At 51.6% G+C, this 21,838-nt stretch carries 22 protein-coding genes; 9 read left to right on the plus strand and 13 right to left on the minus strand.

Going from position 1 to position 21,838, the window contains the following annotated elements:
* The first annotated feature begins 65 nt into the window (after positions 1-65).
* Positions 66-503 carry an FMN-binding protein gene (locus ABID13_RS17460; protein ID WP_007868952.1) on the plus strand — a complete coding sequence of 146 codons (438 nt, stop codon included), beginning with the start codon at positions 66-68 and terminating at the stop codon, positions 501-503.
* A gap of 77 nt (positions 504-580) precedes the next feature.
* Here ABID13_RS17460 and ABID13_RS17465 read toward each other — a convergent pair whose 3' ends face one another.
* From ABID13_RS17465 to ABID13_RS17485, 5 genes are all read right to left on the minus strand, one after another.
* Positions 581-874, minus strand: a complete 294-nt coding sequence (locus ABID13_RS17465) for a hypothetical protein (RefSeq protein ID WP_040417322.1) — start codon at positions 872-874, stop codon at positions 581-583.
* A 5-nt stretch (positions 875-879) separates the two neighbouring features.
* Positions 880-3,294 carry a ribonucleoside triphosphate reductase gene (locus ABID13_RS17470; RefSeq protein WP_045091473.1) on the minus strand — a complete coding sequence of 805 codons (2,415 nt, stop codon included), beginning with the start codon at positions 3,292-3,294 and terminating at the stop codon, positions 880-882.
* Positions 3,295-3,608: 314 nt separating this feature from the next.
* Positions 3,609-4,886, minus strand: a complete 1,278-nt coding sequence (gene hflX / locus ABID13_RS17475) for a GTPase HflX (protein ID WP_048930967.1) — start codon at positions 4,884-4,886, stop codon at positions 3,609-3,611.
* A gap of 1 nt (position 4,887) precedes the next feature.
* Positions 4,888-5,874 (minus strand): tetratricopeptide repeat protein, encoded by a 987-nt coding sequence (locus ABID13_RS17480; protein WP_007868964.1) that lies wholly within the window; start codon positions 5,872-5,874, stop codon positions 4,888-4,890.
* A 6-nt stretch (positions 5,875-5,880) separates the two neighbouring features.
* The gene (locus ABID13_RS17485; RefSeq protein WP_007868968.1) at positions 5,881-6,396 is read right to left on the minus strand and encodes a dCTP deaminase/dUTPase family protein; all 516 of its coding nucleotides are present in this window, start codon (positions 6,394-6,396) and stop codon (positions 5,881-5,883) included.
* Between the two features lie 185 nt (positions 6,397-6,581).
* On the opposite strand from ABID13_RS17485, the gene ABID13_RS17490 reads away from it, so the two are divergent.
* The gene (locus ABID13_RS17490; RefSeq protein ID WP_007868982.1) at positions 6,582-6,830 is read left to right on the plus strand and encodes a helix-turn-helix transcriptional regulator; all 249 of its coding nucleotides are present in this window, start codon (positions 6,582-6,584) and stop codon (positions 6,828-6,830) included.
* Between the two features lie 151 nt (positions 6,831-6,981).
* Entirely contained in the window at positions 6,982-7,308 is a 327-nt protein-coding gene (locus ABID13_RS17495) for a helix-turn-helix domain-containing protein (protein ID WP_007868984.1), read from the plus strand.
* Positions 7,309-7,452: 144 nt separating this feature from the next.
* Here the strand turns inward: ABID13_RS17495 and ABID13_RS17500 are convergent, their stop codons facing one another.
* The 6 genes from ABID13_RS17500 to rbr form a co-directional block, all read right to left on the minus strand.
* On the minus strand, positions 7,453-8,076 hold the full coding sequence (locus ABID13_RS17500; protein WP_007868987.1) for a manganese efflux pump MntP: 624 nt from the start codon (positions 8,074-8,076) through the stop codon (positions 7,453-7,455).
* 64 nt (positions 8,077-8,140) lie between these two features.
* Entirely contained in the window at positions 8,141-8,926 is a 786-nt protein-coding gene (scpB, locus tag ABID13_RS17505) for an SMC-Scp complex subunit ScpB (RefSeq protein WP_048930968.1), read from the minus strand.
* 21 nt (positions 8,927-8,947) lie between these two features.
* Positions 8,948-9,742, minus strand: a complete 795-nt coding sequence (locus ABID13_RS17510) for a segregation and condensation protein A (protein ID WP_007868994.1) — start codon at positions 9,740-9,742, stop codon at positions 8,948-8,950.
* A 135-nt stretch (positions 9,743-9,877) separates the two neighbouring features.
* Complete coding sequence (locus ABID13_RS17515; RefSeq protein ID WP_048930969.1) at positions 9,878-10,756, minus strand: metallophosphoesterase; 879 nt, start codon at positions 10,754-10,756, stop codon at positions 9,878-9,880.
* A gap of 16 nt (positions 10,757-10,772) precedes the next feature.
* Positions 10,773-11,444 (minus strand): HAD family hydrolase, encoded by a 672-nt coding sequence (locus ABID13_RS17520; protein WP_007869000.1) that lies wholly within the window; start codon positions 11,442-11,444, stop codon positions 10,773-10,775.
* 185 nt (positions 11,445-11,629) lie between these two features.
* Entirely contained in the window at positions 11,630-12,229 is a 600-nt protein-coding gene (rbr, locus tag ABID13_RS17525) for a rubrerythrin (protein ID WP_007869001.1), read from the minus strand.
* 166 nt (positions 12,230-12,395) lie between these two features.
* On the opposite strand from rbr, the gene ABID13_RS17530 reads away from it, so the two are divergent.
* The 6 genes from ABID13_RS17530 (at position 12,396) to ABID13_RS17555 (ending at position 19,835) form a co-directional block, all read left to right on the plus strand.
* On the plus strand, positions 12,396-12,887 hold the full coding sequence (locus ABID13_RS17530; protein WP_048930970.1) for a helix-turn-helix domain-containing protein: 492 nt from the start codon (positions 12,396-12,398) through the stop codon (positions 12,885-12,887).
* A gap of 191 nt (positions 12,888-13,078) precedes the next feature.
* Positions 13,079-14,191 (plus strand): extracellular solute-binding protein, encoded by a 1,113-nt coding sequence (locus ABID13_RS17535; RefSeq protein WP_007869008.1) that lies wholly within the window; start codon positions 13,079-13,081, stop codon positions 14,189-14,191.
* A gap of 240 nt (positions 14,192-14,431) precedes the next feature.
* On the plus strand, positions 14,432-15,532 hold the full coding sequence (locus tag ABID13_RS17540) for an ABC transporter ATP-binding protein (RefSeq protein WP_048930971.1): 1,101 nt from the start codon (positions 14,432-14,434) through the stop codon (positions 15,530-15,532).
* Entirely contained in the window at positions 15,529-17,193 is a 1,665-nt protein-coding gene (locus tag ABID13_RS17545) for an ABC transporter permease (RefSeq protein ID WP_007869013.1), read from the plus strand. Before ABID13_RS17540 ends, ABID13_RS17545 begins: the two co-directional genes overlap by 4 nt.
* A 124-nt stretch (positions 17,194-17,317) precedes the next feature.
* Positions 17,318-19,045, plus strand: coding sequence for a sensor histidine kinase (locus ABID13_RS17550; protein ID WP_048930972.1), 1,728 nt, complete (start codon positions 17,318-17,320; stop codon positions 19,043-19,045).
* Positions 19,038-19,835 carry a response regulator transcription factor gene (locus tag ABID13_RS17555; RefSeq protein WP_045091467.1) on the plus strand — a complete coding sequence of 266 codons (798 nt, stop codon included), beginning with the start codon at positions 19,038-19,040 and terminating at the stop codon, positions 19,833-19,835. The genes ABID13_RS17550 and ABID13_RS17555 overlap by 8 nt, the downstream gene beginning before the upstream one ends.
* A 20-nt stretch (positions 19,836-19,855) precedes the next feature.
* On the opposite strand, the gene ABID13_RS17560 is transcribed toward ABID13_RS17555, so the two are convergent.
* Positions 19,856-20,629: a suppressor of fused domain protein gene (locus tag ABID13_RS17560; protein WP_048930973.1), complete on the minus strand. Its 774-nt coding sequence runs from the start codon at positions 20,627-20,629 to the stop codon at positions 19,856-19,858.
* A gap of 41 nt (positions 20,630-20,670) precedes the next feature.
* Positions 20,671-21,816 carry a GGDEF domain-containing protein gene (locus ABID13_RS17565; RefSeq protein ID WP_007869020.1) on the minus strand — a complete coding sequence of 382 codons (1,146 nt, stop codon included), beginning with the start codon at positions 21,814-21,816 and terminating at the stop codon, positions 20,671-20,673.
* Positions 21,817-21,838: the final 22 nt, after the last annotated feature.

Below are 21,838 nucleotides of genomic sequence, written 5' to 3' on the forward strand. Positions count from 1 at the left end.
CTCTCCTCTCATATTTCCCCCTGTACCATCATAAGCTTTAACAAACTATCTTAGAGGTCCTGACTATGAGCTCTAAAACCAAAATTGTGGTGCTTCGGATGAAAGAGATCATCTACACTGCAATCTTCGTAGGCCTTGCTATCCTTTTGATCACTCTCTGTTTCATCATGTTCCGCCCCAAAAAGGACGCCGCTGCTGTCTCTGCCAATGTCATCAGCTATGTCCCCGGCGTGTACAGCGCGGCACTGACTCTGGGCAGCGAAAATGTGAACGTGGAAGTAACCGTGGATGCCGACCGCATTAACTCCATTGACCTGGTTCCCTTAAGTGAAGCTGTCACCACCATGTATCCCCTGATGCAGCCCACCCTGGATGATCTGGCAAGTCAGATTGTAAGCACCCAGTCCACAGAGAACCTTACATATCCAAGCGCATCCCGCTATACCTCTACCGCACTTTTAAACGCCATCAATACGGCTCTGGACAAAGCAAAGGTAGATTAGCAGGCAAAAAAACAGCATCCTGAATATTGCAAAAAGCCGCTGCCCCAAACTTCAGGGGCAGCAGCCCTCTTTTGCTGTCAACTTTCCTTACGGAATTTTTTACTTTTGAAAACATATACATGGGCCACCAGGGTGGCTGCAAACAGGACCAGCAAAGCCATCTCCACCTGCCTGGGCAGACGGTTCATGCCCACTCCAAAGCTGCAGGCGGCATCGATGAGGAAGATCCACTTCTCAGCCCCGTACACCTTATCCAGATCATAATCTTCTTTCTTCGTGGATCCCACAAACATGAGGAAATCATTCCCTGTGAACAGATCGATCCCCTCTGCCAGGCACAGGGCCCCCATAAACATAAACAATAAATCCATTCTCTTTACCCTTGCGCTTTCGCGGTATCTGTATCCTTCTGCTCCACAAACCTGCGGATATTGGAAGCATTGGCAAACTTCTGGATGATACCGTCCCTGACGATCACCAGCGTGGGAGCCTGCATGATTCCAAATTTCTCCGCCAGTTCAGGGCGCTCCTCGGCATCCACCACCTGGTAGTCCCATCCCTTCAGAAATTCCTTGGCCGACCTGCAGTTTGGACATGTCTTGGTTGTAAACAGATACAGCTGAGCCGGAGCAGATGCCTTCTCGGACTTCACCTGACCGGGCTGAGCCGGCTTTACAGCGCTCTCCGCCACGATCCTGGACACTCCGTGTTTTAACTTGGAACGGCCGATATCATAGGAGGTGCGGTCCTTGTATTCCTGTGTCTTGCCCTCGTTCCAGTTCTGGACCGGACGGTAGTACCCCGTGATCCTGCTGTAAACTTCCGCCTTCCCGCCGCAGATCGGACAGGTGAAATGTTCACCGATCAGGTATCCATGGCTCTTGCAGATAGAGTAAGTCGGTGACATGGTATAGTAAGGCAGCTTATAATTCTCGGCAATGGTGCGCACCAGGTTCGCTGCGGCTTTCCAGTCAGGCAGCTTCTCCCCCAGGAATGCATGGAATACGGTGCCGGATGTGTACAGGGGCTGAAGTTCATCCTGGATATCCAGGGCATCGAATACATCCGCGGTATAGTTCACTGGCAGATGGGAGCTGTTGGTGTAGTAAGGGGTCTCACCCTCCCCGCCGGCTGTGATGATCTCCGGATAACGCGCCCTGTCGTGCTTAGCCAGGCGGTAGGAGGTGGACTCCGCCGGTGTGGCCTCCAGGTTATACAGGTCTCCGTACATCTCCTGGTAATCGGACAGACGCTCCCTCATATGGTTCAGCACATCCTGGGTAAACTTCTGGCATTCTCTGCTGGTAAGATCCTTTCTCACCCATTTGGCATTCAGTCCGGCTTCGTTCATGCCGATCAGTCCAATGGTGGAGAAGTGGTTCTCAAAGGTCCCCAGATATCTTCTGGTGTACGGGTAAAGTCCCTGGTTCAGCAGCTTGGTGATCACCTGGCGCTTTGTCTTCAGGGAGCGGGCGGATATATCCATCATATGATCCAGCTTCTCATAGAAATCAGCCTCGTCCTTGGCCAGGTAAGCGATCCTGGGCATATTGATGGTGACCACGCCCACGGAACCGGTGCTCTCGCCGGACCCAAAGAATCCGCCGGTCTTCTTGCGCAGTTCACGCAGGTCCAGACGAAGACGGCAGCACATGCTGCGCACATCGCTTGGCTCCATATCGCTGTTAATATAATTGGAAAAATAAGGTGTTCCATATTTGGAGGTCATCTCAAAGAGAAGTTTGTTGTTCTCTGTCTCCGACCAGTCAAAATCCCTTGTAATGGAGTAGGTGGGTATGGGATACTGGAATCCTCGTCCGTTGGCATCTCCCTCTACCATGGTCTCAATAAAGGCCTTGTTGATCATATCCATCTCGGCCTTGCAGTCCTTGTACTTAAAGTCCATCTCCCTGCCGCCCACAATGGCATTCAGCTCCGCCATATCATTGGGTACGGTCCAGTCCAGGGTAATATTGGAAAAGGGAGCCTGGGTGCCCCAGCGGCTGGGGGTGTTCACGCCATAGATAAAGGATTCAATACACTTCTTTACCTCCGGATAGCTTAAATTATCTACTTTTACAAAAGGAGCAAGGTATGTATCAAAGGAGGAAAATGCCTGGGCTCCCGCCCATTCATTCTGCATAATGCCCAGGAAGTTGACCATCTGGTTGCACAGCACGGATAAATGCTTTGCAGGGGATGAGGTGATCTTTCCTGTGATCCCGCCCAGTCCCTCCATCAGAAGCTGTTTTAGGGACCAGCCCGCACAGTATCCGGTGAGCATGGACAGATCGTGAAGATGGATGTCCGCATTGCGGTGGGCATCGGCGATCTCCTGGTCATAGATCTCACTGAGCCAGTAATTGGCGGTGACAGCGCCGGAGTTGCTCAGAATAAGACCGCCCACTGAGTATGTAACCGTGGAGTTCTCCTTTACACGCCAGTCTTCCACCTTTACGTAGCTGTTGACCACGTCCTTGTAATCCAGGATGGTGCTGTTCATGTTGCGTATCTTTTCTCTCTGTTTTCTATATAAAATGTAGGCCTTGGCCACATCTGTATACCCGGTCTGCTCAAGGACATGCTCCACACTGTCCTGGATCTCCTCAACGGAAATCCTGCCGTCCTTCATCTTATTCTGAAAATCCGCAGTTACCCTTAATGACAGCAGCTCCAGAATCTCATTATTGTAATCCTTCTTTGTTGCCTTGAATGCTTTTTTGATCGCTTCCGTGATCTTGTTCAGACTGAACTCCGCAATCTCCCCATCCCTCTTTGTTACCTGAATCATACCACTTACTCCTTTCAAACCCTCACTACTGCCTCCCGGCTCAAATAGCCCATTCCACAGTGCCTGACGCCAAATCAGGAGGCATTAACTGAAAATATACGGCCCGCCCCAACCGGAGCGAGCTACGAACTCATTATAGCAGACCGCAAGGAAAAACACAATATCTATGCATAACTTTTTGCATCAAACTAGATATTGTGTCTTATTACCTGTACTTATAACTATTTTATCAAATCCCCGCAAAGCCTTATTCCGCCTGCCTTTGCGGCACAGGGCCGTCCATGGGGGGCGTTTTAAAAATGCGATCCGGGAACTCAGTCGGAATAAAGTTCCGCAAAAAGTTCTGCGGGCACATATGCTTTGACAGCAATGCCGTCATCTCTGTATTCCTCTTCCAGCAGCTGTCCGTATTTGCGGATGGTCTGGATGCGCCCGGCCTGGGAGTAGGCATATACCTTTTCCAGAAGGACGCGCCTGCTTCTGATAATGGTCAAAAATATTTTCTCCAGCTCATCCAGCCCTTCTCCGGTTTTAGCCGAGATCCTCACCTGGTAGTCTGAGGAAAAATCTCTTGGAACCTGCTGCAGGGGCTGTCCCTCCGATTCCATTTCCCTGAACCGGTCCGTCTTGTTAAACACGGTCACAACCGTTTTATCCACGATCTCCAGCTCCCGAAGCGTCTCCTTGACCACATGCATCTGCATGTCCATCTGGGGATTGGCGCAGTCCACCACATGAAGGATGATATCGCTGTAGCGCGCTTCCTCCAGGGTGCTCTTAAACGCCTCGATCAGATGGTGGGGAAGCTTGCGTATAAAGCCCACCGTATCGGTTAAAAGGATCTGCTGCCCGTCCTCCAGATAAAAGCTTCTGGTGGTGGGATCCAGGGTGGCAAACAGCTTATCCTCCGCCAATATGCCCGCTCCTGTAAGGCGGTTTAACAGAGTGGACTTTCCCGCGTTGGTATAGCCCACAATGGCGGCTGTGAGGGCGAAATTCTTCTCCCGCTGCTGCCTGGTCACTTCCCTGTGCCGCTTTACATCCTCCAACTCTTCCTTCAGCTGCCCGATCCTCTGGTGGATCAGACGCCGGTCTGTTTCCAGCTTTTTCTCTCCCGGTCCCCTGGTCCCGATCCCGCCGCCCAGACGTGACAGGGAGTTGCGCATTCCAACCAGGCGGACGGCCCTGTATTTTAACTGGGCCAGTTCCACCTGGATCTTTCCCTCCCTTGTGTTGGCCCGGGCCGCAAAAATATCCAGGATGACCATGGTCCTGTCCATCACCTTGGTGTCCAGGGCATCCTCCAGGTTCCTCAGCTGCGCGGGTGAAAGTTCATCATCACAGACCACGCCCGTGGCGCCAAGTTCCCAGATCAGGTCCCTTACCTCATCGATCTTGCCCTTGCCAAGATACGTGCCCGGATGGACCCTTTCCCGGTTCTGCGTCACTCTGGCAATGGTCACGGCCCCTGCCGTGGCTGCCAGTTCCTCCAGCTCGTCCAGGGATGCCTCTGTGTGGTCCTCCTCCCCGGTGCTCACCGCTATCAGTATTACCTTTTCCTGTAATTCCTTTAAATCGATCAAATCTGCCATCCTATCTTGTTTTCAGGAACGCGATCTCGTGTTCCGCATCTTCATTGGAGCCAAAGGCGGTTACGTACTCCTCAAACAGCTCCAGGGCCTTCTGGTATTGGTTTAAGTATTCGTAGGCCACGGCCCTGTTATACGTCAGTTCCTTTAAAAGAGCCATATCTGAGGACGCATCCTCGGGCAGGGCTGCCGCTGCCTGGACCGCGGATGTCCCGGTGCCCAGCTCATATCCGGTCACCAGCGTTTCATACCCCTGCTCAAATGAATCAAGAGCACCCTGGTAGTCCTCCTCAGCCATCTGGCAAAGGCCCATCTGGTTATAAATCTGCCCATGCTTCATCCCTTCCTTCAGTGCATCCTGGTAAAAGCCCATGGCCTTTTCGTATTCTTTTGCATCCACATATGCCCCGCCTGCCGCCACCAGCGCTTCCATCTTTCCGGCCGATGCCTTTGCATCCTTTTCCAGAGCCGCTCCCGCCTGGTATTTTGCAACGGCATTTTCCGTATCCCCCATCTGGGAATAGCACATGCTCTGTGCATACAGATAGGAGGCTGTGGATGGCTCCATCTCTAAAAGCAGGTCATAGGTGTGGATGGACGCCTCATAATCCCGGAGCTTATACTCTGCCTCCGCCCTGTACATCAGGACATCGCTGTTAAATCCTTTGGATCTCTTGCCCGACTTTTCCAGGGCCGCGTCAAAGTCCTCAATGGCTCCCGCGTAATCCCCAGAAGCCATCTTCTGGGTTCCCTCCTGGCGCATCTGCCGCTTCTTGGAAGAAGCCACGGAGGAAACCGCCCGGAACGTACCCACGGCGATCAGACCAATGAGAAGGACGCATACCGCCCAGGCAATGACCGCCTTCATCACCCTTATCCTCCTGCGCTTCCTCCTCTTTGCATTGCTGCCCGGCTTTCCCGCCCCCTGGTAATATCCGTTTCCCTGGGGCCTGCGTCCGCTGTAATTTCCCCGTCTTCCCCGATTTGCCATATTCACCTACCTCGCATCCGTGCTTCCAAACCCGCCGTTGCGTGAGTCTTTGCAATCATCATCCACAGTGATCCCAAAGGGAAGAAAGATCCCCTGGGCAAATCCGGTCCCGGCTGAAAGTTCCACGGTCCTGCCCTCATTGGTGTCATTGGTCATCTTGACAAACATATGCCCCTGGTTGTCCGAATAAAAATAATCGCTGTCAATAATTCCCACCGTATTATTCAGCTGCAGGCGGAATTTAAAGCCCAGGCTGCTCCGCGGAAAGATCTGAAGCACCCATCCCTCCTCCATCTGGGCACGCACGCCGGTTGGGATCTTAAGCGTCTCCCCCGGCTTTAAGTTCACTGCCACCGGCGTAAAGAAGTCATATCCCGCAGAGCCTGACGTGGCGCGGCGGGGAAGCCTGATATCCTCATAGATCTCCCTGATCCGCTCCGCCGGTGTGTCCGGAAATGTATCAGCCCAGTCAGCCTGGAACTGTTCAAAACTTACTTTATAAAATTTAGCGATTCTCTGCATGATGCCTCCTGTTTTATATTTCATGAATAAAATGTCCTTATCAGTCTATCATAATCCCATGGATTTTTCTACTTTATTTTTCCATGCTTCAGTATTAGAATCCCCTACTTATATAAATTCATTTACAATGAGATGGATACTTCATTTTTAGAAGTATACGATACTGACATAATAGAGGGAACTTCATGAAAATCTCGTATAACTCTGAACCGAGAAAGAATCTCATCGGCGAGCAGATTTGCAGACTGCGCAAAGAAAGGCACCTGTCGCAGCGGTCCCTGGCAGCAAAGCTGCAGGTCCTTGGATACAGTTTCAGTGAGCTTACCATTTTAAGAATTGAAAAAGGCCAAAGGCTTGTCACTGACATTGAACTGAAGATACTCTGCAACTACTTCAACGTCAAACCAAATCAGATGCTGGGATTCGATGATTGATGCCGGTCCTTGTTACTGTTATTAAATTGTGCGGCCACATTCACTATATAGTGCATAATTTATACATTGTTTTTCAGCCTAATGTTTTTTTCACCGCTAGGATACAATAATACAAAAGATTTCCTAGAATTCAGACAATGGTGGTGAGAACATGAGTTTTGAGCTGGAACGCATTGAAGAACTTTGCCAGGAACGCGGATGGAGTCATTACCGCCTGGCCATTGAGATGGATACATCCCCTAACAACATAGGCAACCTGTTCCGGCGCACAACGGTTCCCAGCATTCCTACCATCAGGCGTATCTGCGATGTGATGGGGATTACCATTGCCCAGTTTTACAGCACGGACGGTGTGCAGATGACCCTGAACCCGCAGCAGAAACGGGTGCTGGACCTGTACGATAAGCTGGACCAGACGGACAAACTGAGGGCCGAGGCTTACATGGAGGGCCTGTCAGCCAAGGATCAGTCCCATTAGAACAGACACGTGCGCCGCCGGGCGCACCACCCAATAAGGCATGGCTCCGGTTCCCACCAAAGCCATGCCTTAAATTTATATTACCTTATTTGTAACTGTTCAGGACATCCTATTTTCCCGCGGTCCGGAACTGTTACCTTTATTTTAAAGCACCTTCATCAGGGCTAGGATCATAAGCAGTACCCCGCTGATCCAGGACAAGTCGCATTTCCATTTGGACGCCACTTTACCGCCCAGCCACAGTCCGGCATACATCATGCAGACGCCCACTACAAAGGACAACCCCAGGGTGGCGCCTGTGGGGAGGTTCAAAAAAGCGGCCATGGTCCCCGCCACCAGGCTGTCGATGGACATTGCCAGGGCAAGAAAAACAGTCTCCTTCCATCCAAGTGAAAGGGATCCGTCCACATCCGCCGCCATAGGATCCCCGTATATACTCACAATCACCTTTAGCCCGGAAAGGTTAAAACTCAGGTTTCTCCTGATATGGCAGTTGCGGTTGATAAACGCTTTGATGCTGTAATCCAGGAGCTTGACAAATCCCAGGGCAAACAGGCATACAAAGCAGATGATCTTGGTAAGATCCTCAGGCATAAAGGCATCTATCAGACTCCCCATCCCCAGGGCCAGGCCCAGACAGCCGCTGCAGATCCCATTGAGCAGCGCCACCTTTCCCCATGTGACATGGACCCGGTTTGCACCATAGGCCAGGCTTGCCACAAAGGTATCTGTACAGAGAGCAAATACTAAAATCAGACTTCCAAACATGATCTCATCTTTTTCTTTTTATTTTATTATATTCCTCAAGTCCATGTTTGGGAATCTCACTTCCTCACTCTTCTTTTGTGGCAGCCGCCTCCTCCAGGGCCGACAGCCCTGTCTCCTCCAGCTTAAGCTGCAGCTCTTCCTCCACCTGTGCCTTGATCTCCGCTTCCTGTTCCGGGTTTATGTCAGGCAGGTCCTGGACTGAACCGACCCCAAACCGTCTTAAGAATTCCTCCGTGGTGGCAAACAGTGCCGGCCGGCCCGGGGCATCCAGGCGGCCCACCTCATACACCAGATTATACTCCACCAGACGGTTCACCGCATGATCCGACTTTACGCCCCTTATCTTTTCTATCTCCATCTTAGTCACCGGCTGTTTATAGGCAATGATGGAAAGAGTTTCCAGCACTACCTCGGTCAGTACCTGCTTTTTGGGCGTGGCGGCTACCCGGATCAGGTTTTCATAATAGTCGGATTTGGTGCACATCTGGTAGCTGTCCTCCAGCTGGGTGATCTCCATCCCGCCTTTGGATCTCCGGTACCGCTCCATCAGACGCTCCACCGCCCGTTTTGCCACTGCCTGATCCTGGCCGATGGCCACTGCCAGCCGGCGCAGCTCCACTGAATTTCCCATGGTAAAAAGAACGGCTTCAATAATGGCTTCCTGCTCTTTTTCATTCTCAGTGGGCGGAAAGGTAAACTCCATCTGTTCCGGCCCTTCCTGGGGCTGCGCGCCTCCATCCCTGCCGGCAGCGGCCGCTCCCGTACCCGCTGTGCTGATCGTCTTGCCGGCCCGGGTCTTAAGGCTCCCTGCAGCTGCTTCCAATGCTTCCACTTTATCCTTCTTGCTCATCATTCACCCATCCACTTATCATTAAAAATCGTCCATTCCCTCCAGGTCCAGATCCATGTCCCCGTCATCCTGATCCAGGGCCTCTATCTCCATATCCCCGAAGGTTTCTTCCTGCTTCAGCTGGATCTTGCCGATCTTCATCAGTTCCAATACGGCCAGGAAGGTGACCACCACTTCCAGCTTGTCCCCCTGCCCTTCCAGCAGCTGCCTGAAGCTGAAATGCCTCCTGCCTTTTGCAAAGGTGAGAAGCTGACCGATCTTCTGCTCCAGACTGACCGGCTCCCTTTTTATAGTACCGAAATTGCTTCTGATGGGGTCGATCTTATCCTCCTTGCGCTTCATCACCTGCTCAAAGATCCTCTGGAGCTTGGCCAAAGTGAGACCGTCCAGCAGTCGGTCCAGATCCACGGGCGGCTCATATTTTGCCACCTCAGGCGGCAGGGTGGAGGGCTTATACAAATGCTTCTGAGCCCCATCCTCCCGGTCGGCCAGTTCGTCCGCCATCAGCCTGTACCGCTTATATTCCAATAACCGCTGTACCAGTTCAGCCCTGGGGTCGATCTCTTCCCCTTCCTCGTCCACTTCCTTGGGCAGCAGCATTTTCGCCTTGATGTCTAACAGCGTGGCTGCCATGACAAGGAACTCGCTGACCACGTTCAGGTCCTCCCGCTCCATATGGCGCACGTAATCCAGGTACTGGGCCGTAATATCCACAATGGGGATATCATATATATTTACCTTGTTCTTTTCAATGAGATGGAGCAGCAGGTCCAGAGGGCCCTCAAAATGCTCCAGCTTGTATGATATGGTCTCCATGTGTCCACCTGTTCCCATTTATTGCTGAATTGCAACTGTTCAGGACGGCTCATCTTTTTGACCGGAAAAGCCGTCCTGGACTGTAACGCTGAATTTTATATTATCACAAATCCCTCTCTGTTTACAAGGGTCCTGTTATTTCCGCTGTTTTTTAAGGTACACCACCACCAGCTGTGGCCGGTTGTTTAACCGGATATTGATGGAGTGGGTCCCCAGTCCCCGGCTCACCACCATCCGCTTTCCCTGCTGTTCAAAATCCCCGGCGCACCAGGGCAGAAAAAACTGGTACTGGGGCGTCATGACTCCTCCCAGCGCGGGAATCCGTATGGTTCCCCCATGAAAATGACCTGCCAGGGTCAAATCGGCCCCCCAGGCCGCATAGTCCGCAAAGTAAAGAGGTGAGTGGGCCAGAAGGATCCTGAACCTGTCTTTTCCTTCCACATGGTCTGTCCGCCCCAGCTTCCGGTCCAGATATTCCTTTCCCATGGAGGGCATTTTCTGGTACAGGGCCTTCCGGTAATAGCGCTTGCCCAGATCGATCCCAGAAATCAGGACATCTGTTCCCAAAGCCGCGGTTTCATCCTCCAGGTACACCACTCCCATGCGTCTTAAAGCGCTTTTGTATTCCTCATACAGAGTTCCGTATACGTCCCGCTCCCAGGTCATACGGTTTTCGTGGTTGCCGTTTCCATAATAGACCGGATACCGGTCTGCCAGCTGCGAAATCAGTTTTATGGGGACGCCCACATCCCCCGTCCCCTTGCACACCATCATATCGCCGCCGCACAGGACGGCGTCCGGTTTTATGCCGCGGACCGCCTCCACCAGCTGGCAGTTGTCCTGCCCGAATTCGTTGTTATGTAAATCCGACAAAAACACAAGGGTCCTGTCCTGATCCAGTTTATCTGATCCCATGGTCACTGCTTCCACGGAAAAATGTTTCTTCTCATATTCTGACAGGGCCAGGCAGGCGCAGCCCAGCCCGGCCATCCATGCTGCCGCTTCTTTCCACATATAATAGTTCTTCCTCTTAATACTCAAATGTTCCGTTTTTAAACAGACCGATGACATCGGACAGCACATCACACCGGGCTGCCAGCAGTCCGGATAGTTCCTCATCCGGCTCATCCTGGTCCGGCACCATCACGGGAAGGAACCCGCCCGCGTAGGCTGCCCTGATCCCGTTAAAGCTGTCCTCCAGTACCATACACTCCTCCGGATCTTCCCCCAGGGTGCCGGCTGCCAAAAGGAAGATCGCGGGATTTGGCTTCGCCTCCTCCACCATGTCTCCATATATGTAATGGTCAAAATATCCTTCCACCCCTGCACTTTTTACATTTCCCTGGGTCCACTCCCGTCCGCTGGCCGTGGCCACTGCGGTCTTTATATTATGGGACTTCAGGTATTCCAGCAGTTCCTTAAGCCCCGGCTTAACCGGCGCCCCGTTTTTTTTCACCCAGTGATAGGAATACAGCCGCTTTTCCTCGCATATGGAATCAAAATCAATGTCAGGGCCATACTGCCTGATGAACGCCTCTTTCACCTTATCCGGCTTCGTCCCCCTCAGATCCCTGAAAAAATCCTTTTCAAATGTTATATTGTGCTTTGCCGCCGCTGTCTCCCAGCCCTCAAGCACAAGCCGTTCCGTATCAAACATAAGACCATCCTGGTCAAATATGACCGCCTTTACTTTCTTTGCCATGGTTCATTCTCCTTTTGCTCCGGGCGCCTGTCATCATAAGGGACTGGACAGGCCACTGCCCAATGCCAGTCCCTTTGTCTATGATATTCCTCTATCATGTCTGCCGACATTATATCATCTGCACCCGGCTTTGTAAAATCAAATTTCGCGGGGGAATATGCGCCAGAGCGTGTTTGGATACGGTTCTAAGCCTTGAGGAACCACGGTGAAAGCTCCTGCCCTGCAAAATATCCCTGGTCATGGTGGCAGACCGGACAGAACTGGGGCGGTTCTTCCCCTTCATAAATATAGCCGCAGTTGGTACAAACCCAGCTGTTCTTTTCCTGGCGGTCATAAAGCCTTCCCTCGCCTAACAGGCCGGCCAGATACTGAAAGCGTTCGCCGTGGGTCTTCTCAATTTCCGCGATCATGCGGAAGGATGCTGCGATCTGGGCAAATCCCTCCTTTTCAGCAACCTCTGCAAAGGATTTGTACACCACATCATGCTCCTCATACTCATTGTGGGCAGCGGCATTCAACTGGGCCAGGGTATTTTCCTCCAGATCCACCGGATAACCTCCGTCAATGAATATGGTCTCCTTATCCAATGGCTTCAGATAGTTGTAAAAAATCTCGGCATGTTCCTTTTCCTGGTTTGCCGTGTATTTAAATACCATCTCCACCATGGGCATTTTCTGCTTTTTTGCCAGCCCTGCCGCAAAGGTGTAGCGGTTCCTTGCCTGGCTTTCGCCGGCAAATGCCCTCATCAGATTTTTTGCTGTTTCGCTTGTCTTAAAATCCGTCATAAAAATTCCTCCTTTTCTCAGTCGTGGTACCTGAATCTATGTTCACTCCTAACTATGCCCTGAAACCTTCTCTTTTATTCCCATTTTTACCAATCATTCTTGTAATTATAAGGCCCCCATGATATAATCCATTTATTGATAATAACGATTTAAGGAGGAGTACACTATGATCCGCTATGACCGCTTATGGGCCACCATGGAAGCACGTGGAATGACCCAGTACAGACTGATCAAACAGTACAGTTTCAGCGCCGGACAAATCGGCCGCCTGAAAAAGAACATGCACGTATCCACCCACACCCTTGACACCCTGTGCTCCATCCTGGAGTGCGATATCAGCGACATCATAGAGTATGTCCCCGATGAACTTCCCCAGCCAGAGGAAGTGCCGGCCGGCCAGAGCGCAGACACCCCGGATGATCGTGATCAGGCAGAGGGTCCCGGTCAGGAAGGGGATTATGGCCAGGGAGAGGATTCCGGCCAGGAGGACACGCCTCCGGCCAAGCAGAAAAGGTCCGATGCGGCCAAGGGCGACAAGCCTGAAGCGGCCAAGAACGACAAACCCAAAAAAGCAGGTAAGTCCAAAAAGGGCGAAAAGGGTGATAAAAAATCATCCAAAGACGGGAAAAAGGGAAAAGACAGCAAGAAAAACAAATAAACATTCAGCCATATCCGCAGGCGGTCCGAGAATTTTCACTCTCTTCAGACCGCCTGTTGTTTATTTTCCACCTTTTTGATGTATTGTCGGATTTACTTTCCACGGACAAATGCTAGAATTGAGATATGAGAAACAACTGTTGATAAAACAAAGAACTGTTGATCAAGCAAGAGAGGGAGGAGCGATTTAGAATGAGGAAGTTTCAGAAAGTATCAGCATGTATCATGGCAGTAGCCCTTGCAGCCACAGGCTGTTCCGGCGGCAGTACCGGCACAAAGGCACCGGCTGAGCCGGCCAAGACAGAGGCGGCCGGGGAGGCAAAAGCACAGGCGGCAAGCGGTGAAGCGGCCGGGGAAGAGGATCCCGTACTGGTGGTTTACACGGCCCGCAGCGAGGCCCTGAACAATGCTGTGATCCCTGAGTTTGAAAAGGATACGGGCATCAAAGTTGAAGTTGTGGTGGCAGGGACCGGCGAACTTCTTAAGAGGGCCCAGTCAGAAAAGGATAACCCTCTGGGCGATATCTTCTGGGTAGCTGACCAGACCATGCTCTCCGCTTCCAAGGACCTGTTCATGGAGTATGTCTCCTCCGAGGACGGCAACATGCTGGAGGCATTCCGCAATACCACCGGATATTTCACACCTGCATTTGCAGACCCAACGGTCATGATCGTAAACAAGGACTTAAAGGGCGACATGAAGATCGATGGCTTTGAGGATCTTCTAAATCCTGAGTTAAAGGGCAAGATCGCTTTCGGCGACCCTGTAAACTCCAGCTCCGCATTCCAGTCCTTACTGGCCATGCTTTACGGCATGGGAAAGGACGGCGATCCCCTGTCAGACCAGGCCTGGGATTATGTGGACCAGTTCATCGCCAACCTGGACGGCAAGATGTGCAACAGCTCCAGCCAGGTATACAAGGGCGTGGCCGAGGGCGAGTATGTGGTAGGGCTTACCTGGGAAGATCCGGCAGCCAACTATGTTAAGGAAGGCGCAGCTGTAGAGGTTGTATTCCCGGAAGAGGGAGCCATATTCCCCGGAGAGTCCGTACAGATCTTAAAAGACTGCAAACATCCGGAAAACGCCAAAAAATTTGTGGACTACATGCTGTCCGAAAAGATTCAGAACGCAGTGGGCTCCAACCTGACCGTCAGACCCCTTAGAAAGGACGCCAAGTTAGCTGACTATATGACACCACAGTCTGAAATTAAACTGTTTGATAATTATGATGAGGGATGGGTTGCTGAACACAAGACAGAAATCACCAATCTGTTCAGCGAGCACATGGAGACATCCATGGATTAATGATTCCCGTCTGTTAAAAGGACTGCCCTGGACCTGACCACCACTCTGCCGCGGTGCCGTACCATGTTTGCGGTACGGCACCGCGGCACCAACCGCCTCCCCCGGCGGGAGTCGGTCAGATATGGCAGTCCTTTTCTGTTCCCAAAATAAGCTTTTCTGTTCCCAAAATCAGGACAATATCCGCCCGGGCGGTCGGGAGAAAGCCGGACGGACGCTTAATATTAAGGAGGATTTACAGGTATGAGTGTAGCGATCAACATTGAAAATGTCATCAAACGTTTTGGCAAGGACACTATTATAAACGGCCTTTCCCTGGACGTGCGGCCCGGTGAATTTTTTACCCTTCTGGGCCCTTCCGGGTGCGGAAAGACCACTCTGCTGCGCATGATCATCGGCTTTAACTCCATTGAAGGCGGCGAGATCAAAATCGATGGCAAGGTCATCAACAACATTCCCACCAACAAAAGGAACATGGGAATGGTATTTCAGAACTATGCCATTTTCCCCCACATGTCCGTGCGCGACAATGTGGCCTTTGGATTAAAGAACAGGAAAATGCCTCAGGCCCAGATAGAATCCCAGGTGGACGAAATACTGAAAGTGGTAAAGATCGATCACCTGAAAAAGCGTATGCCCTCCAAGCTGTCCGGCGGCCAGCAGCAGCGTGTGGCTCTGGCCAGGGCCATTGTCATCCATCCGGAGGTCCTTCTCATGGATGAACCCCTGTCCAACCTGGACGCAAAGCTGCGTGTGGAAATGCGCAATGCCATCAAGCGGATCCAGCAGCAGATGGGCATCACCACCCTTTACGTGACTCATGACCAGGAGGAGGCCCTGGCCGTATCGGACCGGATCGCTGTCATGAACGGAGGCGTCATCCAGCAGATCGATACCCCAAAGAACATTTACCAGCGCCCTGCCAATCTGTTCGTGTCCACCTTTATCGGACTCTCCAACATCCTTGACGGCGCCATTGAAACCTCGGGCAATACCACCCTGGTGCGCATGGGCGATTACGCGGTTGCCATGGATAACCTGAACAGCTCCTGTGTTAACGGCCAGCCTGTCAAGGTGTCTGTACGTCCTGAGGAATTTATCCTGAACAGAGAGGCGGACCAGGGCATACCTGCCATTGTGCGAAGCAGCGTATTCCTGGGAGTCACCACCCACTATTTTGTGGAAACAGCGGACGGAAAAGAGATGGAGGTTATCCAGAATTCCGATATATGGGATATCATCCCTGACCACACCCCGGTACGCCTTGGGGTTCAGCCGGCTAAGATCAACGTATATAACCAGGACGGCAGCGAAAGCCTTATTGTCAGGAGGGAGCATTCATGAGGTATGCAGGAGAGAAAAAACTGAATATATGGATCGTCATGGCACTGGGAATCCTGGCCCTGTTCCTTCTCTTCGTGGTCTATCCCCTGGTCCTTGTGCTGTATAAAAGCGTGCTTACCGAGGAAGGTAAGCTGAGTTTTAGCTACTTTACAAAATTCTTTGCAAGAAAATATTACTGGAGCACCCTGGTGAACAGCTTTAAGGTAACTATTGTCTCCACCCTGGTGGCCGCGTTTTTAGGCCTGATCATGGCCTATGTGCTGCGGAGCGTAAAGATCCGTGGCAGCAAGTACCTGAACATCCTGATCGTGATCTCCTATCTCTCACCGCCATTTATCGGAGCTTACGCATGGATCCAGCTGCTGGGCCGCAACGGTTTTATCACCAAGATCCTCAACAGCCTGTTCCAGGTCAAACTGGGAGGTATTTACGGTTTTGCCGGCATTGTGCTGGTATTCTCACTCCAGTCCTTTCCATTGGTATACATGTATATTTCAGGTGCATTAAAAAACCTGGACAATTCCTTGAATGAAGCCGCGGAAAGCCTGGGATGCACAGCGTTCCAGCGTGTCATACAGGTCATCATTCCCCTGGTCATGCCCACCATGCTTGCCAGCTCCCTGCTGGTATTCATGAGGGTGTTCTCTGATTTCGGCACCCCCATGCTCATCGGCGAGGGATACAAGACCTTCCCGGTGCTGGTCTACAGCCAGTTTATGGGTGAGGTGAGTACGGATGACCATTTTGCGGCAGCTCTCTGTGTGATCGTCATTGTCATAACCCTGGTACTGTTCTTCTTCCAGCGCTATTTGGGAAACCGGTTCACCTACTCCATGACCGCCTTAAAACCCATGGAAGCGGAACACTGTACAGGGACCAAGAATATCCTGTCCCACCTGTTTGTGTATGCAGTGGTGTTTGTGGCCATCCTGCCGCAGCTGACCGTTATCTTCACCTCCTTCCTGGCAACAGGCGGAGGCACGGTTTACACCGGAGGCTTTTCACTGGAAAACTACAGGAATACCCTGTTCTCCAAGAACAACAACGGCGCTATTTTCAACACCTACCTGTTTGGCCTGTGCGCCATTGCCATTGTGGTGGTGCTGGGAATCCTTATCTCCTATCTCACCGTGAGAAAGAAATCCTTCCTCACCGGCATACTGGACACAGTGACCATGTTTCCCTATATCATCCCTGGATCCGTACTTGGTATCTCCTTCCTGTATGCATTTAACAGCAAACCCATGCTCCTCAGCGGCACGGCCATTATCATCATCATTTCCCTGTCCATCCGGCGAATGCCCTACACCATCCGCTCCAGCACGGCCATCATCGGCCAGATCAGCCCCAGTGTGGAGGAGGCTGCCATCAGCCTGGGGTGTACGGAGACAAAATCCTTTGTAAAGATAACCGTACCCATGATGATGTCCGGCGTGCTCTCAGGCGCTATCATGAGCTGGATCACCCTGATCAGCGAGCTCAGTTCCTCCATCATCCTCTACACCAGCAAGACCCAGACCCTGACCGTGGCCATCTACGCGGAAGTTATCAGGAGCAATTTCGGCAATGCGGCTGCTTATTCCACCATACTGACATTGACCAGTATCGTATCCCTGCTGGTGTTCTTTAAGGTAACGGGAAGCAACGATATCAGTATATAGAATCAGCATATAGAAGGATCCCTGTCTGGAACAGGAACTGAAACTATGGTATAATTAAGTTTACGGCCGCTCTCCTGGCTAAAAGAAGGGCGGCCGGCAGACAGAAGCTTAACAGGAGGCACTTATGGCAGCCAGCAATCAGTACAGGGATTATATTAAACGTTCCTTTCTCAGATATTCGTTTTCCATTATCAGCCTGCTGTTTGTGCTGGTGGGACTGTTTCTGTTCATCAATGTGGAATGGATCAGCGCCGGAGGAAATAAAAAGAACAACGCCCTGCTGGCAGAGATCCTGGACCGGCAGGTGGGCGATTATGAGAAAGGGCTGGTCCGGTTCACCTCGGATTACAGGATCCTGGAAGCCCTTAAGGACAAAGACAGCGGCCGGGTTACCGAGGTAAACCGGCTGCTTTATGAGTTTTCCACCCGGCAGTCCATCCGGTGCAGCTTTGTGCTCACGGACAGCGGCGGCACCATCGTTAGCTCCAACCTGTTTGAGGGAAACCGGGATATCTTTTTAAACAGCACGGTTTATCAGAGTTTATTCGAGAAAATGGCCCTTGAGCCGGATAAGATCTTCACCCTGCCAAGCAGGCTCAATTATGCCCATGGACAGGAGGGGGATCTGATCTTGTCCCGGGCTGTTTCAGACTCATCAAAGGTACTGGGGTATCTTTTTTTTGATCTGTCGGACGAACAGATCTATGAGACGGTTAGGAACTATCCCCTGGATGACGTGATCCTCACGGACCGCTATGATAACCTGATCTTTTCCATCGGCAGGCAGAGCGCCGATCCCATGGAGAAGTATCCGGCAGGCAAGTACAGGATGGAGTGGGAAAAGGGAAATGTGGTCAGGGTAAACGGCAAGCACTACCACGTACAAAAGGAAATGCTTCCGGAAAGCACCCTGGTGCTGTACACCCTGGTGTCCATGGAGTTCCAGAGGACCCTGGTGTCCTACGGCATGCTGTTTCTGGGCCTGGTGGGTATACTGATGCTGGTCATGATACCGCCGCTGACCTTTCGGATCACCAGGAAGAATCTAGAAGCCATTGATGAACTGCAGACCTCTGTGGCCGAGATGGGCCGTGGCAACATGGACTATAAGCTCAAGGGTCAGGTGTTTGATGAGTTTAAGGTACTGGGGGACGCGTTCCGCAAAATGGTCCTGCAGCGGGAGGAGCTGATGCTGCACAACAGTGAGCTGGCCGAGCGCAAGCGGGTGATGGAGATCAAGCAGCTGGAGGAACAATTTAACCCTCATTTTATCTTTAATGTGCTGGAGACACTGCGCTACGAGATCGTGATCGATGGAGCTAAGGCCTCCGACATGGTCATGGCTTTTGCCAACCTGATGCGCTACAGCATCTATTACGGAAGCACCATTGTCCCTCTTCAGACCGATATTGAGAACATCAACGACTACCTGCTCCTCCAGAAAATGCGCTATAACAGACGGCTGAACTATCATATCGACATACCGGAGGAGCTTTTGGGGTGCAGGATCCCCAAACTTTTACTCCAGCCCGTGGTGGAAAATTCCCTTGTCCACGGGATGAAGGATATACACTCTGTTTCCGTCACCATCAGCGCATGGATGGCAGAGGGGAATTTAAAACTCTGCGTGGAGGATAACGGCAGCGGCATCAGCAAAGAGAAACTGGAGGAGCTCAGGGAAGGCCTGGAGCAGGAGGACATTTACAGGGAGCATATCGGGCTGTACAATTCCCACCGGGTGGTAAGACTGCTCTACGGGCCGGCTTACGGTATGGCCATTGACAGCAGCCCGGGCAAGGGTACAAGGGTGGTCATCACCCTTCCCGCAGAGATGGAGGATGGTTATGTATAAAGTCCTGATCGTGGAAGATGAAGATATCATACGCAAAGGCCTGATGTTTATGGTGAACTGGCAGCAGGCCGGCTGTGTGGTGGCCGGTGAAGCCGCGGACGGCCTGGAGGGACTGGAGAAGATCAGGGAAACCAGGCCCGACATCGTAATCGTGGACATCAACATGCCGGTCATGGACGGCCTGGAAATGCTGGAAAAAAGCATACGGGAATACGGATTTGACGCCATCATTGTGTCCGGGTACAGCGAATTTGAATATGCCAGAAAAGCCATCACCCTGGGGGTGACAGAGTATCTGCTAAAGCCTGTAAACTTTAATGAACTGTATGATGCCCTTGGAAAGATAATCCAAAAACAGATGGCTGCCGCCAGGCTGCGGGATGAGATGAAGCAGATCGACATGGAAAAAAAGAAACTGGGGATCCTGGACTCCCTGTCCCCGGAGGAGCTGGCCGAGGGCAATCCCCATGTGGAGTTCATGATGGATTACATCAGGGAACACTACTACTCCCGGGTATCCCTGACAGATGTAAGCGAACAGTGCGGCATGTCCTGCACATATCTCAATGCCAAGTTCAAAAGCGGCACGGGCTACACCTTTAATGATTTTCTTAACCGCTACCGGATGCAGAAGGCAGTGGAGCTTTTAAAGGAAAATAAATACAAGGTCTACGAGATCGCAGACCTTGTGGGATTTTCTGACTATAAATATTTTATCAAGGTATTTAAAAAATACATTGGCTGTTCCCCTGTACGCTTTATCGAGGGCGGGGGGAATCCTCCTGAATAAGGGCCGGGGCTTTCAGGGGGTCATGAAACCTTAAAATCCTCGCAGTAATTGGGCCGGCGGATATCCAGCACCATGGGCAGGTTTCCGTCACAGAACCGCTTATCCAGTGCTTCCATGCCGTATTCCAGCTTGTACTCGATCTCCTCCTTGTAGGCGGGAACCACCATATAGAAGTTGATCTCTTTCCCGTCTTCCGCCTTCATGGAGCCCATGTCACCGCCGGTCTGCACCAGGACCACCCCGCCCATCCGGGTATCCTGGCATAAGGGTTCATAATCCGGGCCGTTGGGTATGGTGTGGCCCCAGCCCAGCCAGGTACCGTACTCATGGGGAAACCGGGCCAGGTACTTGATCAGCCGTATGGGCCAGTACTGGGAATCCGGTATGTCGGAGTCCAGCTGCCCTGTCTCCCCCGGGTTCCATTCCTTTGGAAGGAACATAAAAAGTTCCCCATATTTTAGATCTTCCCTGTGGGCGATCTCCTCAGGCAGGGTCATGGGCAGGTCGCTCATACCGGTGGTGTACATCACATAGTAGGGTTTGTCCTCTCTGGGACGCATGATATTCACGTCAATGTGGACCAGATCCGACAATATCTCATGAAACACAAATTCCTCCCGGCCCGGAAACAGGGCGCCAAAATGTCGGGTGATCTCCTCCCCGTACTCCCCGTAAGCCTGGGGGGGACGCCACTCCTTGTCTTTCTTTTCATCATAATGATAGATCGGGCTTCCTCCCTTTGATACCGAATCAGCCTTTGGTCCCTTTTTCAGAAGCTTGTCCAGCAGTCCCATTATTATCCTCCTATTCTTTTTCGTGTACTCCCGGGGTACACTTACGTCTTTTTGTCTTCATAATATTTCTGCTTTTTCATATACATGTTCTTATCCGCCCTGCGGCATGTACTGAACAGGTTGTCATCCGCCTCCTCATCAAAGATGGCCGAACCCCAGGAGAATGTAAACTCCGGCCGAAAGGCCAGCTTGTCAAACTCCTTTTTAAGACGCGCCACAAAATCCTCGATCCCGGCCTGGGTGGCTTTTGGCATCATCACCACAAACTCATCACCGCCTATACGGTACATGACCCCTTCCCCGGTATGCATGTTCAGATAGGCCTTGGATATACATGTGATGTACCGGTCTCCCACATCATGGCCCAGGGTGTCATTAATATGCTTTAAGCTGTTCAGATCGATCAGGATAAAACCGATCCCGGATTCCATCTTTTTGGCTTCCAGGTTATTCATATCCAGCTGATAAGCATTCCTGTTCTTAAGCTGGGTCAGATAGTCCATGTTGGACATGTCCCTGTAAAATGGGTTGGAAATACGCCGGAACAGGAACCTGGATACCAGGCAGGCGATCAGGCTGAACAGCAGGATAAACACGGGAAGGGCACGCCTTAAGTTCTGGTACGTCCTGTACTGATGGTCTGCCCTGAACTCAATCCCGATCACTCCGATCACTTCATCCCCCTCATAGATGGGCATATATGTAATGAAGATCTTTCCCCAGTCTGTTTTCTTGATCTCCTCCGGCATCACGATTTCACCCTGCATGGCGCGCTCCATGTCCGGATAAATCTCCCGCTCAATGGGGTCTCCGGGGTACCTGAAATCCTCTGCTCCCGGATCCAGACAGTCTATGACATACACAAATTCCCCGTTCTCGTCCATCTTAGCAGTGTAAAGGTACATGACCCCTGTGATCTCCCTGACCCGCTGGAACCTGTCATGCATCCTGGTATAGTTTTCCTTGAGCACATCCTCCCGTGCGGAAATATGCTTAAATGTATCCGGTTCAAAGCGCTCCCCGATATAGGTATAGATATGCTCCGCCTGGTCATTCAGGCTGCGCAGCATATCCCGGTAGGTAATCTTATACTGAACCATAAATATGGAATAAGATAAAAGAGCCACTATGACAGCGGTAAATACGGAAACCTGGATATCCACTCTTCTCCACATGGCTGATCTCATAATAACAGTTTCTCCTTTGCAG

The organism is Enterocloster citroniae, from assembly GCF_040545455.1.
GTDB lineage: Bacteria > Bacillota > Clostridia > Lachnospirales > Lachnospiraceae > Enterocloster > Enterocloster citroniae.